This is a genomic window from Leisingera thetidis (assembly GCF_025857195.1).
Lineage (GTDB): Bacteria > Pseudomonadota > Alphaproteobacteria > Rhodobacterales > Rhodobacteraceae > Leisingera > Leisingera thetidis.
Window position 1 is genome coordinate 2799234 of sequence record NZ_CP109787.1, and the last position, 15501, is coordinate 2814734.

The following is a 15501-nucleotide window of genomic DNA, read 5'->3' on the forward strand; positions in this document are numbered from 1 at the left end:
CGTCACGAGCGTTCGGGCCGTCAGTGGCCCGAAGAACCGGACGTGGGCGTGAACTTGTCGTAGAAGATGCGGTCGGTATCGAAGTCGTGCATGAAGAGCACCGGCGTCAGCGCGTCGATCATCGGCGGCGGGCCGCAGGCATAGACATCGCCGTCGCCGTCGATCCCCAGCTCGCGCAGGTGCGTGTCGACGTATTCATGCACGAAGCCGCGCGCGCCGGTCCAACCGTTGCCCTCTTCCTCGTGGCTGAGCACGGGGATGAATTCGACATTGGGATGGGCGCCGGTGATGGCGCTGATCTCGTCCAGCTTGAACAGATCGTCCTGCGACCGTGCACCGTAGTAGAAGTAGATCGGGCGATCCTCGCCGCTGGCCACCTGGTCATTCAGGATTGACCAGACCGGCGACATGCCCGAGCCGGCGCCGACGAGGATCACGGGTCCTTGCCGCTCTTCGCGTCGGAAGCACATGCCGTAGGGGCCTTCGATGCTGACTTCTGCTCCGGCCTTGATGCCGCCGTCGTCGAGTTCGTTGCTGAACCGTCCGTCGGGGTATTTCTTGATGATGAAGCCGAGTTTTTGGGTTTCGCTCGGCGGATTTGCCATGGAGAACGAGCGTGTAATCTCCTCCCCTTCTTCGGTTTTGACCGTGATGTCGACATATTGACCCGCCCAGAATTTCAAAGGCGCATCCAGCTCGATCTGGACTCCGCGAATGTCATGGGTGAGCTTCTGAAAATCGGTGATCCGGCCGGTGTACTGCTTGACCGGGATGCTCTTGGACAGCACCTCTTCGTCGTAATTCAGCAGTTCGATCTCGATATCGCTGAGCGCCAGAGTGCGGCACATCAGAATATGACCGCCGTCCTTTTCCATGTCGTTGAGCGCGAAGGTCGAATAGTTCTCCATCTCGGACTCGCCGTCGAGCTGGACGCACTTGCAGGCCGAGCATTGGCCCTCCTTGCAGCCATGCGGCAGCGCGATGCCCTGACGAAAGGCGGCGTCAAGGATGTATTCACCGTCCTCGACCTCGAACTCCACGCCGACCGGCTCAAGGCGCACGTTGTAGATGTCCGTCATTGTTGTTTCCTCCCTCTCCCGTGCTTGCGGGGGGTGCCGGGGCCGCTCTCGCGGCCCCGGCGATGGTCGTGATCAGTTGCAGGGATTGATGGTGAAGCCTGCGCGATACTCGGCGATGTGCGCCTCGCGATCGCTGGGCGACATGGCGCGCAGCGCTTTCAGCGGCGAGGCCAGGGTGTGGCCGCGGACATGCTCCAGCTTCCACATGTCCTTGTTGTCGAACCGCAGGTGCGGCTGCGGCACCAGGGTTTCGCCGTCTTCGCGGACAAAGTTGAGATCCTTGATGGCATCCGCCAGGTCCCAGCCGTCATAGACGGTTTCCCATTCACGCTTGCCCGAGAACTTGCCCATCGCCGGGGTCGGCCGGCCCTGGTATTCGTCCGAGAAAGCCTCGACCGCGGTCCAGCGATCCAGCTCATGGGCGAAGGTGTGCAGCTCGCCGTCAATCTCGTCGACCACCATGTCTTCGCGGATCAGGCAGGGCACGAGGCAGGACCAGCAGCGGTGCGGATAGACGTATCCGGTGTCCTCGTTGAAGGTGACGACCTTCTCGCCCGGCTTCGACAGTTTCGCGTACCACTTCCAGAACTCGCCGAACTCGGCGTACCAGCCCGGGTACTTGTGCTCGAACCACTCGAAGTCCTTCTCGGTCTGGGCTTCGATGCGCCAGAAGTTGACGGGCCAGCCGACGGCAAAGAACTGGGCGACCTTGTGGACGTAGTTCTTTTCGGTGATCCGTTTCCAGGCTTCCTGGACGTCGTCGTGGTGCACCTTCACGCCGTACTTTTCGAGCGGCAGCATGTAGGTCCGGTAATAGTCCTCGAAGATCCACCGGTGCCACATCTCCGCATAGGATTCCTTTTCCTTGTCGCGGTTGGTGGTGCCGTATTCGATGAACGTGCCGATGGCGGCGTCAACGATGGCGTGGTTCTGCCAGAAGGCGTAGCGCAGGTCGCGTTCCAGCAGAAGGTGGTTCTCCGGCTCCTTCAGCGCGGCCATCAGAAGCGAATGGCCGTTGCCGATGTGGCGGCTTTCGTCCGACTGGACCGAGAGGAACACCGTGGGCAGCGCATAGTCGCCATTGCGCGCCGCTTCCGAGGGCATGGCCACGAAGAGCGTGTTGGTGAAGGCGGTTTCCGCCACCACGGTCAGGTACATGCAGGCGGCGGTCATGGTGTCGCCGGTGATGAACCCTTCGCCGAACTGGCGGCCGATGGTGGTGGCATAGCACTTGCCGAAGGCCTCTTCGGTGATGTCGAAGCCCGCCGGGTCGATGTAGTTTTCCATGTACCACTTCTTCAGGTTCATCTGGATCGTGGAGTGACGGAATTCATCGACCATCTGCATGGTGAAGCCGGTGCGCAGGTCCTCGCCCGGTGACAGGCGCGCCACCATGGCCATCGACCGCGCGGCCGAGATTTCGGGGAACGGGATGATTGCCAGAAACAGCTTCATCCATTCGATCCAGCGGGGCTCCACGTTGCGGAACATGTCGCCGCGCAGCGCCGCGTCGAGCGCGCCGTAAACACGGTTGTCCTTTTCCTCTTCCATCGGGAAGTAGGAGCGCAGGACCTGTTTCATCGGGTCGCGCGGGGCCTTGGTGATCTTGTAGTCAGTCGGGAAGGTGGCGGCTTCCTGGACGTAGGACGGATTCCATCCGAGATCGGAGATCTTCTTGGTGGCCTCCCCTACCGAGATACCACGTTGGGACGTGATCTTGTTGAGCGTCAAAGTCATGCCATGAGCCTCCTTAAAGCTCTGGGGCCAGTCGCCCGGCGCCCGGTTGGCGGCTTTTGCCGTTTCGGTTTGGCGCCCGCTTGAGGCACCGGTTCTCGGCAAAGGTTGAGAAGGTCGACGCGCCCGCTGCATTGCGGCGGCTGCTGGTCTCTCTCCCTGTCCTTCGTTCTTTGAGCGTCCTGTCCGGGCGCTGGCGTCTTGTGGTTCTCTTCTGGCAAGGCCGGTTCCAGAATTCGGCAGACGCTCAAAGCATCGCAAAAAAGTCTATTATCTGACTGATTTTGCGTAATATTTTTCGATGAATTTTTCGCGGGACGCTTTGCTTAAGAACGAGGCCGGGCGAAGCATACGGACAGGTTGTCGCATAACGTTACAATCGCCGTTCCAGGGATTTTACGCTTCGTTACACCTGCTGAAACACCCGCGGTATACATCCCGGATCGCGCCCCCCGAAAGCACGGCCCCGGTCAGCGCAAATCTCTGAAAGATATCGGACTTTCTGCACTGCGGCATCGCCGGAACCATGCGGGTCGGCGACTGCATCCGGATGTCCGCTTCTGTGGCGTCATACCGCGCCGAGGGGTTGCGGCGTCAGGCCCGCAGCCGGCGCTTCGCGGCGGCGTGGATACCGATGTCCTGCCGGTAATTCGACACGACACGGCGCGACACCGCGATCCCTTCGGCCTGCAGAATGGCCGTCAGCCGCCGGTCGGACAGCGGCTTCTTCGGGTCTTCGCCGGCCAGCAGCGCCCGGATGCGCGCCTGGACCTGCGGCTTGGATTGGGTCGTCCGGGCTGACGCCGTGCCGGTGAACAGGGTGCGCGCAAGAACAATGCCGTTCGGCCCTTCGATCAGCAAACCGTTCAGCACCCGGCTGACGGTGCTGAGGTGAAATCCGGTTTCCAGTGCAATTTCGGACAGCGTCATCGGAGCCAGAGCGCGGTCGCCAAGGCGGAAATAGGCGCCCTGGCGCTTCACGATTTCCCCGACCACCTGTTTCAGGGCGGACGCGCGCGCATGGAGCGCATGTTTCAGCGCCCGCGCCTTGGCCAGCGCTTCTGAGGCCTCGCTTGCCCTGCCGCCGCGCGGAAGATTGATGACCTCGATATCCCCTTGCCACGACGACAGGAATTCGATTTCCCAGCCCTCGCCCGACGGCGTGATCCGGACATCGGGTTCACGTGTGAGCGTCGGATCCGAGACAAAGGCGCTGCCTGGTTTCGGGTCGAGCCGGCGGAGCAGCGCGAGGCAGTCCTGTACCCTATCCCGCGGCAGTCCGGTCGCCCGGACCAGTGCTGCCGGGCCGCCGCTTTCCAGCGCAGGAAGATGATCCAGCACCAGCTCCATGTCCTCGGTCATCGCGTCCCGATCCTCCAGCTGCAACCGCAGGCAGTCCTTGAGATCGCGCGCGAACAACCCCACCGGATCGACCCGTTTCTGAACCACCCGCAATGCGGTTTCCACCAACTCCCCACTCAGTTCCAAGCTTTCGGCAATCGCCGCAGGCGCGCGTCCCAGCCAGCCCGACGGCTCAAGTTCCGCAATCAGCGCGGTGATGAGTTTTTCCATCAACCCGCCCTGGCCGATCAGCCCGGCCAGTTCGCGGAACACATGGTCATAAAGGCTGTTTGCCTGTTCCACCGCGGTCAATTCCAGAACATCCGTGGCGCTCATCCCGGCGGCCCGCCGCTGGCGCAAAACCAGCATCGGGTTCTCCTGCGCCTCTGCGGCCAGATGCTCATCGAGTTCGGCCGCGGACATCTGCAAAAGGGTAACGATCTGACCCAGCCGGAACACCTGGCTGTGTTTCGCACGCAGCTGAGTCTTCAAAGGCATGGTGCCGCCTCCTGTCCGGACAGCCGACAAAAAGCTGGCCCCGAGGCCAGGCGCCGCGCTATCCTGAGATAAAGAAACCATTGAAAAGCAGTAAGATGAGCCCGCATCTCCCCATCGGTGGTATTGTCCCGCTCGACGGAACCGCGCCGGAACTGTCCTATCCGGGCCATTCGCCCCAGCTTCTGGCGCGAGTGCGGCAACTCTGGTCCGCCGCCGGTCTGGATTTCGACCATGGCTGGCGCGCGGGCGTGCGCAGCCTGCCGGGGTTCCGCGCTCTGCCCCGGGTCGAAACGGCTCCGGCCAGCACCGATGTCGACCTGGTGTTTGTCTATGATCAGGCGGTGCTCTGGGTTCGGGCCCTGCACGAGGCCGCGGCCATCGGACGTCAGCACCAGACCGGCGGGCTGACCGCGGCGCAATGGCACGGGCTGGCGGCGCTCTCTGCCCGGTTGACCGAACAGCTGGCAGCCTTGCGGCTTCTGGCGCTGACTGACCTGCCGATGCCCGCGATGCAGATCGCCCGGTCGCTGTCGGAAGACGTGGACATGGCGCTGGTGATCCTGATCCGCCGCAAGCTGGCGGAGCGTTTCGCCGCCTGCCGCAGCGCCGAGGAGGCCAGCGATTTCTGGCGCCGCCACATCGCCGGGGGCCGCGCCTTCCGCGCGATTTCCGAAAAGCTTTATGCGGTGGGCATCGACCATTCCGACGACACCGATTACGCCAAGTGGCGAAAGTCGGTGCTGACCACGCTGGGCGCGGCGGTCCACAGCAATGCGCTGAACACTCAATTGCCGAAACGCCCCCATGGCGAGATCCTGCTGAATGGCGACAGTCTGCATTTCGCGACCTTCCGCATTCATGAGCTTTGCGCCTATGCACAGCTCGTTGAGCCTGAGTTGACGGATGCGCTTTGGGCGGCCGCCAATGCTACAAGGCCGACCAGCCCGCTTGCCGAGCTGGCCGCGCCGCTAAGCGGTGTACTCGTAAACCAGATTCAGTGCCTATCGTCACCGGCAACCGCGCCACGCGAGAGGGCCAAACATCACTAGTGCTTGACATCCTCTGTCTTACTGAGACGGTTTTCCGAGACCCAACGCGCGGCCAGAACCAGCGCTCCAGCGGCAAAGTCCTTGCCGTGCTCCTCGACCATCTCGCCGGCAACCTTAGCCAGTTTTTGAAAATAACGGTCCTTGCTTTGCTCTTCAGCGGACAGTGCTTGTGACATGTGTCTTCTTCCTTCAATTATTTGAACATGTTGCTGGGGAAGGTGGCGATCGACAGGCTGCCGTCCTCCCCGCCAATGGCAAGATGCGCGCCGTCGTCAGACCAGGCCAGCGCAGTAACCGACGCGCCAGTGCCTTCGCGCACCAGCATTTCATCCGGGTGCCCGATGCGGCACAGCATGACGAGGCCGGTGCCATAGCTCACCGCACAGAGATCCCGCTTGGGATGCAACGCCACCCGGTCGACAATCGTCAGCCCCGGCTTTCCGGTCTCGATCGGCGCGCCGGCGTTGCCGCCGAACGGCAGGTCCGGCAAGGACCACCCCACAACCCGAAACGCGCCCGAGGCGATGACCGCCTTGGCCTTGCCGCTGAACTGCGCAGACAGAACCGGCGCCGGGAAATCGACGATCCGGTCCGATGCCCCCGCGGTCACATCGGCCAGCAGCACCGCCTTGTCTTCGCAGCCCGCCACCAGCCAGCGCTGGCAGGGCGACCATTCGAGGCACAGCACCTTGCCGTCGCAGGCGATCTGCGCCTGGCAGGTCATGTCTTCGACACGGACGATGCTCACCTGCCCCGCGCCCCAGCAGGCCAACAGGGATTCATCGCCAGAAACTGCAATCCGGGCAACGCTGTGATCCAGCTTGATACCTGCCACCTCAGCCCCGCCGGTTTCGGCCACCAAGGCCAGGCGTGTCCCATGCGCGACGGCCACCTGACCAGAGCGCGAAAGGGCCGCCAGCGCAGTGACCGCGTCCTGGCGCGCTGCTTTCATTGCCAGGGTCTGGCCTCGCGCGGTTGCGCGCCACAGGACACCCGTCCCGGCATGGGGAAAGGCAAAGCCCTGATCGCCAAGCCGGCACAGTGGCACATCGGCGCGCGCCACGGGCGCTTCGCTGAACACCGGTGGCGGGAGCGGCTTGGACCGGGGCCGGATGCTCGACCGCCCGGTATCGGCCTCGACCCGTACCCGGCTGTCCGGGCTCTCGGCGTCCTGGACCGGGACAAAGGCCATTTGGCCATCGGCCAGTTGCGCGGCCAATGACGTCCCCTTGGCATTGAACTGAAGCGCGCGCACCTCGGTTTTCACGTCCCATGTGCGGGCAATCAGGTCGAAAAGCGTCATCGCTTGCGGCGGCTGGTGCTGTGTCATTCAGCTTTGCTCCTTCATCGCGGCTTCCAGTTCCTCGTCCAGAGCGGATAGCCTGGCCTCTAGCCGGTTGATCGTTTCAGTGTTTTCTTCGAGCGCCGCGTCGTTCTGCGCCTGCGCGTCCTCGTGGGCGTGGTCTTCGACCCCGTCCCGCGCATCCTTCATGTCGAGTACCATCAGGCCGCTGGCTTTCTGGTTCAGCCGCAGCTGTTCGGTATTGGCCTGGGCGATCGCCTGGATGGTCTTCACCCGGTCCATAAGGATATCGCCGGTTTTGCGTGATTGACCTGTCATGAACACCCCCTGTAAACCGGCGCCGGTTTTTGCAGCGAAAGGCAAACCCGATGACCGACCCCGCCGATCTGCGCTTTTTCCGGGCGCTGAAGGATGTTTGCAGCGCCGCCGAAGGTGTCGATCGAAGCTGCCGCGACGCCATCAACCGCGCGCTGGAAACCGGCGATCCTCTGGACATGCAGGCGGCGCGCAAGGCCGTTGAACTGCTGGACGGTCCTCTCAAGAGCGACCTTCTCCGGCAGGTCCATCTGCGCATGGTCAGCGATCTTTCCGCGATCTGGGACTCCCTGCCCGGGGCGCCGGGCGCCGGTCGGCCGAACTGAAGCCCCCAGTGATCTGTTGCGCTGCCTGCTTGAGATTTTCTGCATTGGCCACCCTCCCACGGGCCCCGTTTTTCCGGGTGGCACACAGGGTATCCGAGCGGCACGTTGACGCAATCAGAAAGGACCGGAAGCCGCGTTTTTCTGCGGTTTCCGCGGGCCGTTCCGAAAATGTGTAAAATTGCGTTACGTTTTGCGAGCGGCTTTGTAACGGCCTGTTTCAAAGCCGGTTTCGCCGCGCCGCAGAAGATTTTTCCGAACATGATAAGCATCCGAATCACCGGCTTGATTCGAGCACCGGATCTGCGCTCATCTGGCAGGGAACGGCAGCCGGAAAACGGGGCATGATGGATAGATTTCCTGACATTCTGACCGAGGGCGACCTGCGTCTGCGCCCGTTGACCGCGGCGGACCTGACCGTGGTCACAGGACATTTCAACGATATCCGCATTGCCCGCTGGCTGGCCGCGGTCGCCCGGCCTTTCGGATCCGAGGCAGCGCACCAGCTTCTGGCCCACGGCGCGCATCCCGGAGAAAACCTGCGGATCATCGAATACCAGGACAGGGTGGCGGGCGGGCTCTGCATCGGCGCATCGCTGTGGTACTGGCTGGCACCGGAGTTTTGGCGCCAGGGTCTGATGCGGCGGGCGCTGAAACTGGCCGTTGCGGCCCGCTTTGCCAGCGCTGGTCCGCCGCTGACCGCCACCTGTCATGCAGATAATACCGCGTCGCGCGCGCTTCTGACCGGACTTGGATTTTCACTTTGCCCCGCCGCAAGGCGCATGTTTTTTCACGGCACGCAAACCTCCGAGCCTTGCCGTGACTACGTCATGGCGCCCGAACAATGGCACCTGCTGCATCCCCCGGCATTCAGGGCAGGCAACCTGTCGCTCCGCCCGGCCCGGCAACAGGACGCTCCGGCGCTGGCGCGCATGTTGCCGGCGACCGGATCCGCCCCCTGGCCCGGAAGCGAAGCCCTGCCCGGCTTCATCGAAGAGCATCGTTACCGCGGCTCTGGCCAGGGGTTGTTCGTGATTTCCGACGACAATCGCCGCAGTGTCGGGATGGTTCTTCTCACCATCACCGGCCCGCGCCTGTGCTTTCTGTCAGAGGCGGAGGATATCCGTTATCGTGCGCAGGTCATGAATGGCCTGGCCAGCGCCTTTGCCACGGGATCTTGAGTTGCTCCGGGGCTGAATAGTGTTTCAACTCCGGCAAGTCAGACTGTAATTCCCGAAACGTATCGCAACAGATCCGCGGCGGCTTGGCGCTGAAATTCTGCCACGCGCCCGCGCTTCTGGAAATTATTTCGCATAAAAAATCAATTAAAATCAGACTGTTTTTCCCCTCCAGAATCTGAACCGCCCAAGCCGCCGCAATCTGGAACCGTGATTGCATGACGTTTTCCGTAATCACGCGCGTTTCACGGGTTCGGGGCAAGACTTGGTCACGCATTGGAACGCAGGGATATGGGTGCCCCGGCCATGTTTTACCGCTTCCGCATCAGGAGACGCCGCGTGCGGTATCGGAGGATCGAAGAATGATGTATCAACCTGACCTAGTCGCGGAAACCGGTCCCTTGCAGACCCGGTGGCGCGGACCCGAAGACAGCAATCGTCTCGATTGCGAAACCGGGGTTCTGCTGCGCAGGGTTCTGGAACCGGTATTTCGGCAATCCACCAGTTGGGCCGGCCTGCGCCGCCGGCTTGCGGGCAAAGGGTTCGACTTAGGATTCAACATGGGCCGGCTGGTTCTGAACAACCGTGAGAGCGGCGCCCGTATCTGTTCCTGCAAGTTCCTGGGGTATCCGTTGGCAACGCTTAGCGAGCGGCTGGGCCGGGCCAAGGTCGCCGCGATCCGCGACGGCAGTGGCCTTGGCCTGCTGCTGGACTGAGATCCAAACACCATGCGGCCGGTTTATCCCAGCCCGACGGTTTAGCTTTGCCTTGCCATACTGCGGCGCAGAACAATCACCGATGTGAAAACCGCCTGAATGTCGGCAATCAGCTTCAGTGGATGCAGCCTCCATACGAAACACTCGTTTGCGATTTTCTCAGAAGCGTTAAAATAGCGGCCTTTGCCGGCAACGGGGAAATCCGAAAGGCCTTTCACACAGACAGTTTCCGGATCAGGGCTTGAGTTGACAGGTCTTTGTCCTCGGCCGGGGCGCCCTTGATCATAGGCACCAAGGCGCTGGCCAGTTCCTTGCCCAGCTCCACACCCCATTGATCAAAGGAATTGATCCCCCAGATGGCGCCTTCCACAAATACCCTGTGTTCGTAAAGCGCGATGATCTGGCCTAGTGAGAACGGCGTCAGCAGTGGATAGGCCAGCGTCATCGAAGGGCGGTTGCCTGGGAAGGTCCGGTATGCCGCCTGAACGCGCTGTTCTTCACCGGTATAGCCGAGCGCTGCGGCCATTTCCAAGGCCTGTTCCGGCGAGCGGCCAAGCATCAGGGCTTCGGATTGGGCCAGGCAATTCGCCTTCAGCAGATCGTGGTGATCCCTCAGGCTGGGTTCATGGCTGCCGGCCGCCACCAGAAGCTCGGCAGGGATGATTTCGGTTCCCTGGTGCAGCAGCTGATAGAATGCATGCTGCCCGTTCGTTCCCGCTTCGCCCCAGACAACTGGACCGGAACTGCGCTCCAACGGTGTTCCGCGGTTCGAAACGCGCTTGCCGTTGCTCTCCATGTCGAGCTGCTGCAGGTAGGCGGGCAATTTGGCCAAACGCTGATCGTAGGGCAGGATTGCGCGGGTCGGATAGCGGCAGATGTTGCGGTGCCAGATCCCAACCAGTCCCATCAGCAGCGGCATGTTCCGGTCTGCCGGGGCAGTCAGGAAATGGGTGTCCATGGCCCGCGCCCCGGCCAGGAAATTGCGGAACTCCGCCGGGCCGATGGCCAGCATGATCGGCAGGCCCACCGGCCCCCAGAGGGAATACCGTCCGCCCACCCAGTCGGCAAAGCCAAAGACCCGCTCAGGGCTGATCCCCATGCCGGCGGTCTTGTCCAGCGCTGTCGAGACTGCGGCCAGATGTGACACGGCCTTGCTGCCCAATGCGTTTTTCAGCCAGCTGATGGCCGTTTCCGCATTGGTCATCGTCTCGATCGTGGTGAAGGTCTTGGACGCGATGATGACCAGCGTCGAACGGGGGTCGAGTTTCTGCAGCGTGTCCGAGATCTGGGCGCCGTCGACATTGGAAACGAAATGGCAGCGCGGTCCGTTGTGATACGGGCTCAGGGCCCGGACCGCCATGACCGGCCCCAGGTCGGAGCCGCCGATGCCGATGTTCACCACATCGGTGAACGCCCCGCCCTTTGCCGCGGGGATACGGCCGGAGCGGATACCGTCGGCGAAATTTTCCATTGCCCGCAGGGTTTCTCTGATCCCAGGGCGCACGTCTTCGCCGTCCACGATCAGCGGTTCGCTGCCGCTCGCGCGCAAAGCCGTATGAAGGACAGCCCGGTCTTCGGAGCGGTTGATCCTCTCGCCGCGGAACATGGCGTCGCGTTTCCCGGCGACGCCCCGGTCATCGGCGAGGTCCTGCAGCAGATCCAGCGCCGCGCGGTCGATGCCGGTCTTGGAGAAATCCAGCAGCAGCCCGTCGGTCTCGACGGAGAACCTGTCAAAGCGCTCCGGGTCGTCGAACAGGGAAATGATCGTCCGGCCGTCTGCCGCGCTATGGTTTTCCTGCAGTTTGTTCCAGATATCGCTCATCTGACGTCCCCCAATTGCACGGCCTGTCTGGCCAGGGTTTCAATCCCGCCCCAGTCCCCGGCGGCGATCAGGTCCGGCGGCGCGATCCAGCTGCCCCCCGCGCAAAGCACATTGCTGAGGGCAAGGTAGCTGCCGGCGTTTGCGGGGCTGATGCCGCCGGTGGGGCAAAAGGCGATCTGCGGCAGCGGTGCGCCGATTGCCTTCAAGGCCGGTGCGCCGCCAGAGGCCTCCGCGGGGAAAAATTTCAGCATGTCGTAGCCGCGCGCGAGGAGCCGCATGGCCTCGGTTGCGGTTGCCGCCCCCGGCAGCAGCGGCAGCTGTTCCGCCTCGCAGGCGGCCAGAAGCTCATCCGTGGCGCCGGGGGAAACCCCGAAGGCAGCCCCGGCTGCTTTGGCAGCGCGCACATCCTCAGGGGTGATCAGCGTGCCGGCGCCGACGCGGCCGCCCGGCACCTCGGACATGGCGCGGATTGCTTCCAGCGCAGCCGGGGTGCGCAGGGTGACTTCCAGTGCCGGAAGACCCCCGGAAACCAGAGCTTCGGCCAGCGGGCGCGCGGCGGCGGCATCGTCGATGACCAGCACCGGCACGATTGGGGCGAGGCTGCAAAGCTCGCGGGTCAGCCGGCTGGCGTCTTTGGGGGAAAGCGTCATGTGTCAGGCTCCGAAGATTGTGGCGCCGTCCGTGGCGGCGCTGACGGTGTTGCGGAAGGCTGCGAACAGCTCGCGGCCGGTTCCGGCTTGGCCGGCGGTCAGGTCTGCGGTTGCGGCAGGGCGCACGCACACCCCTTTGGTCAGGATCTCAAGCGTTCCGGCGACTGCATCCACCCGCAGGATATCTCCGTCCTGCAGGCGGGCGATGGCGCCGCCGTCCACCGCTTCGGGACTGACATGGATCGCGGCAGGCACCTTGCCGGAGGCACCGGACATGCGGCCGTCGGTGACCAGTGCAACCTTCTGACCGCGGCCCTGAAGAATCCCCAGCAGCGGCGTCAGGCTGTGCAATTCAGGCATGCCGTTGGCCTTTGGCCCCTGAAAGCGCACAACCACGATCACATCGCCGGTGAGTTCTCCTGCCTTGAAGGCGGTTTTGACCGCGTTCTGATCGGCAAAGACGCGCACCGGCGCCTCGACCTGCTGATGTTCGGGCGCCACCGCTGAAACCTTCATCACCGCGGTGCCAAGGCTGCCGGTCAGACGTTTGAGGCCGCCGGTCGGCTGGAACGGATCATAGGGCGGGCGCAGGATGGCTTCGTTGAGGCTGCCTCCGGCGCCATCGCGCCATGCCAGGACGCCTTCGTTCAGGACGGGCTCCTGGGTGTAGGTCTCCAATCCTTGGCCCGCCACGGTCACGGTGTCCGGATGCAGAAGACCGGCCTCCAGCAGCCCGCCGATCATGCAGCCAAGCCCGCCTGCGGCGTGGAAATGGTTCACATCCGCCAGCCCGTTTGGATAAACCCGCGCCAGCAGCGGGGTGATTTCGGAGAGATCCGAGAAATCCTGCCAGTCCAGCACGATGCCGCCCGCCCGCGCCATCGCCACCAGATGGATCAGCAGATTGGTGGAGCCACCGGTGGCGTTCAGCCCGACAATGCCGTTCACAAAGGCCTTTTCATCGAGAATGCTGCAGACAGGCGTATAGTGGTTGCCAAGCGCGCTGAGCGACAAGGCCCGTTTCGCACCCTCGACAGTCAACGCCTCGCGTAAGGGCGTACCAGGGGTGACAAAGGAAGAGCCGGGCAGGTGCAGCCCCATGAACTCCATCAGCATCTGGTTGGTGTTGGCGGTGCCGTAAAAGGTGCAGGTGCCCGGCCCGTGATAGGCGGCCATCTCGGCAGCCAGCAGCGTGTCCCGGTCCACTTCGCCTGCGGCGAACTGCTGGCGGACCTTGGCCTTTTCATCATTGGCCAGGCCGCTGGTCATCGGGCCGGCGGGAAGAAACACCGCCGGCAGATGCCCAAACGCCTGCGCCGCAATCACCAGCCCGGGCACGATCTTGTCGCAGACGCCCAGAAAGACCGCGGCGTCGAACGTGGCATGGCTCAGGGCGACCGAGGCGGCGAGCGCGATCACGTCGCGGGAAAACAGGCTCAATTCCATGCCCGCCTCTCCCTGCGTGACGCCGTCGCACATGGCAGGCACACCGCCGGCCACCTGTGCGGTGCCGCCGGCCTCGCGGGCGGCCTGCTTGATCAGGGCCGGGTAATGTTCAAACGGCTGATGCGCCGACAGCATGTCGTTGTAGGCGGTGACAATGCCGAGATTGCCGGCGCTGCCGCCAGCCAATTGCGTCTTGTCACCGCCGCTGGCGGCAAAGGCATGCGCCTGGCCGCTGCAGGACAAATGCGCCCTGGCCGGGCCCTTTGCCGCGGACTGCTCCATGCGTTCAAGGTAGGCGGCCCGGGTTGGTTCGCTGCGGGCTATGATGCGCTCAGTCACGCGCAGCAGGGTGTCATTGAGCTTGCTCATTGGCGTGCTCCCTTGGGAAAATTATTGGCCGGGACGCCACATAGGGGGTGCGGCTTGGCCGGTGGCCGCGACTTGCAATCCTGGGGCATGGCTCAGCCCCCGATCTCGCGCCACCGCCGTCCTTCGCGGTGCAGCAGCATCAGGGCATCCTCCGGTCCGGAACCGCCGGGATCATAAGGCGACGGGGCCGGCCCGGTGTCTTCCCAGCGGGCAATGATCGGATCCGCCCAGGCCCAGGCGGCCTCAACCTCGTCGCCGCGCATGAACAGAGTTTGGTCTCCGCGGATCACGTCCATGATCAGACGCTCATAGGCATCCTGCGGCTCGGCCCTCTCCCCCAGCGCTTCGGCAAAGGTCATGTCCAGCGACACCTCGGCCAGGCGGAAGCCCCCCGGCCCCGGTTCCTTGATCGTGTTGCGCAGGGTGATGCCTTCATCCGGCTGCAGGCGGATGATCATTGCGTTGCTGCGCCGCCCGGCCATGTCCGGAAAAATCATGTGCGGCGGGTCGCGGAACACCACCGCAATTTCGGAACAGCGCGCCCGCAGCTTCTTACCCGTGCGCAGGTAGAATGGCGTGCCCGCCCACCGCCAGTTGCCGATATTCACCTTCATGGCGATGAAGCTTTCGGTGCTGCTGTGCAGGTTGCCGGCATGGTCGCAGTAGCTGCCTGCGCTGCCTTGGGCGCGGTACTGGCCGCGCACGATGTCCGATGGTGCCACCGGTTCCAGTGCCTCGATCACCTTGACCTTCTCGTCGCGCACCGCGTCGGAGGTAAAGCGGGACGGCGGCTCCATCGCGGTCAGACACAATAGCTGCATCAGGTGGTTCTGCACCATGTCCCGCATCGCACCGGAGCGGTCGTAATACTCGCCACGCCCCTCAACGCCAAGGCTTTCGGCCACGGTGATCTGAACGTGGTCCACATGGGTGGAGTTCCACAAAGGCTCCCACAGGGCGTTGGCAAAGCGCAGCGCCATCAGGTTCTGCACGGTTTCCTTGCCCAGATAGTGGTCGATCCGGTAGATCTGATGCTCGTCGAAGTTCCGGCGCAGGTCTGCGTTCAGTTTCCGGGCCGATGCCAGATCATGGCCAAAGGGTTTCTCCACCACGATCCGGCTGTCGGCCGAGGCGATGTCCCTGTCTCTCAGATTGGCGGCGATGGTGCCGAACAGCGCGGGCGAGACGGACAGGTAGAACGCCTGTACGACCTCCGGCCGCAGCGCCTGCGCCAGGGCATCCCAGCCCTCGCCGCCGTCGGCATCGACACGCACGTAATCCAGGCCGGCCAGGAATTTTTCCAGCATCCCGGCCTGCTGCACGGCTTGCGGCGCGAATTCCAGCAGGCAGGCATGCACCGCTTCGGTGAATTCCGCGCGGTTCATTGCGGTGCGGGCGCTGCCGATGATCCGCGCGCCTTCCGGCATCTGCCCGACCGCAAACCGGTGAAACAATCCGGGCAGGATCTTGCGGCGGGCAAGATCGCCGGTAGCGCCGAACAGGACCAGATCGAAGGGGTCGACGGGAATGACGCGGGACACCATCGGCTCAGCCCGTCCCTTTCGGCCCCGCGGCCGGACGCGGCGTCCTGCCGCCGCGGGCCAGGCCAAATATGGCACACTTGATGGTCATGGGGCTTTCCTCCTTTGGACCGCATCACGGACACCGCGATGCGGAG

14 protein-coding genes are annotated in these 15501 nt (G+C 63.5%); 4 read left to right on the plus strand and 10 right to left on the minus strand.

Annotated features, from left to right (window positions below):
• Positions 1–20: 20 nt before the first annotated feature.
• The 3 genes from OKQ63_RS13385 to OKQ63_RS13395 form a co-directional block, all read right to left on the minus strand.
• Positions 21–1079 carry an NADH:ubiquinone reductase (Na(+)-transporting) subunit F gene (locus OKQ63_RS13385; protein WP_264210573.1) on the minus strand — a complete coding sequence of 353 codons (1059 nt, stop codon included), beginning with the start codon at positions 1077–1079 and terminating at the stop codon, positions 21–23.
• A gap of 72 nt (positions 1080–1151) precedes the next feature.
• Positions 1152–2816, minus strand: a complete 1665-nt coding sequence (locus tag OKQ63_RS13390; RefSeq protein WP_264210574.1) for an aromatic/alkene/methane monooxygenase hydroxylase/oxygenase subunit alpha — start codon at positions 2814–2816, stop codon at positions 1152–1154.
• Positions 2817–3407: 591 nt separating this feature from the next.
• Positions 3408–4652: an RNA polymerase factor sigma-54 gene (locus tag OKQ63_RS13395; protein ID WP_264210575.1), complete on the minus strand. Its 1245-nt coding sequence runs from the start codon at positions 4650–4652 to the stop codon at positions 3408–3410.
• A 95-nt stretch (positions 4653–4747) separates the two neighbouring features.
• Between OKQ63_RS13395 and OKQ63_RS13400 the strand changes: the two genes are divergently transcribed.
• Positions 4748–5701, plus strand: a complete 954-nt coding sequence (locus OKQ63_RS13400; RefSeq protein ID WP_264210576.1) for a hypothetical protein — start codon at positions 4748–4750, stop codon at positions 5699–5701.
• On the opposite strand, the gene OKQ63_RS13405 is transcribed toward OKQ63_RS13400, so the two are convergent.
• Genes OKQ63_RS13405 through OKQ63_RS13415 form a run of 3 tightly spaced genes read right to left on the minus strand, consistent with a single transcriptional unit; the run spans position 5698 to position 7322 of the window.
• Positions 5698–5877 (minus strand): hypothetical protein, encoded by a 180-nt coding sequence (locus tag OKQ63_RS13405; RefSeq protein ID WP_174149211.1) that lies wholly within the window; start codon positions 5875–5877, stop codon positions 5698–5700. The genes OKQ63_RS13400 and OKQ63_RS13405 overlap by 4 nt on opposite strands.
• A gap of 17 nt (positions 5878–5894) precedes the next feature.
• A complete protein-coding gene (locus tag OKQ63_RS13410) occupies positions 5895–7031 on the minus strand; it encodes a WD40 repeat domain-containing protein (protein WP_264210577.1) in 1137 nt (378 codons plus the stop codon).
• Complete coding sequence (locus OKQ63_RS13415) at positions 7032–7322, minus strand: hypothetical protein (RefSeq protein ID WP_264210578.1); 291 nt, start codon at positions 7320–7322, stop codon at positions 7032–7034.
• Between the two features lie 50 nt (positions 7323–7372).
• Between OKQ63_RS13415 and OKQ63_RS13420 the strand changes: the two genes are divergently transcribed.
• The 3 genes from OKQ63_RS13420 (at position 7373) to OKQ63_RS13430 (ending at position 9536) form a co-directional block, all read left to right on the plus strand.
• Positions 7373–7645 (plus strand): hypothetical protein, encoded by a 273-nt coding sequence (locus OKQ63_RS13420; protein ID WP_264210579.1) that lies wholly within the window; start codon positions 7373–7375, stop codon positions 7643–7645.
• 341 nt (positions 7646–7986) lie between these two features.
• Positions 7987–8823, plus strand: a complete 837-nt coding sequence (locus tag OKQ63_RS13425) for a GNAT family N-acetyltransferase (protein WP_264210580.1) — start codon at positions 7987–7989, stop codon at positions 8821–8823.
• Between the two features lie 359 nt (positions 8824–9182).
• Positions 9183–9536 (plus strand): hypothetical protein, encoded by a 354-nt coding sequence (locus OKQ63_RS13430; RefSeq protein ID WP_264210581.1) that lies wholly within the window; start codon positions 9183–9185, stop codon positions 9534–9536.
• A 214-nt stretch (positions 9537–9750) separates the two neighbouring features.
• Here OKQ63_RS13430 and pgi read toward each other — a convergent pair whose 3' ends face one another.
• The 4 genes from pgi to zwf all read right to left on the minus strand — a co-directional run bounded on the left by pgi (position 9751) and on the right by zwf (position 15367).
• On the minus strand, positions 9751–11358 hold the full coding sequence (gene pgi / locus OKQ63_RS13435; RefSeq protein WP_264210582.1) for a glucose-6-phosphate isomerase: 1608 nt from the start codon (positions 11356–11358) through the stop codon (positions 9751–9753).
• Positions 11355–12008: a bifunctional 4-hydroxy-2-oxoglutarate aldolase/2-dehydro-3-deoxy-phosphogluconate aldolase gene (eda, locus tag OKQ63_RS13440; RefSeq protein WP_264210583.1), complete on the minus strand. Its 654-nt coding sequence runs from the start codon at positions 12006–12008 to the stop codon at positions 11355–11357. The genes pgi and eda overlap by 4 nt, the downstream gene beginning before the upstream one ends.
• A gap of 3 nt (positions 12009–12011) precedes the next feature.
• Positions 12012–13823: a phosphogluconate dehydratase gene (gene edd / locus OKQ63_RS13445; protein ID WP_264210584.1), complete on the minus strand. Its 1812-nt coding sequence runs from the start codon at positions 13821–13823 to the stop codon at positions 12012–12014.
• Between the two features lie 92 nt (positions 13824–13915).
• Positions 13916–15367 (minus strand): glucose-6-phosphate dehydrogenase, encoded by a 1452-nt coding sequence (zwf, locus tag OKQ63_RS13450; RefSeq protein WP_264210585.1) that lies wholly within the window; start codon positions 15365–15367, stop codon positions 13916–13918.
• Between the last annotated feature and the right edge of the window lie 134 nt (positions 15368–15501).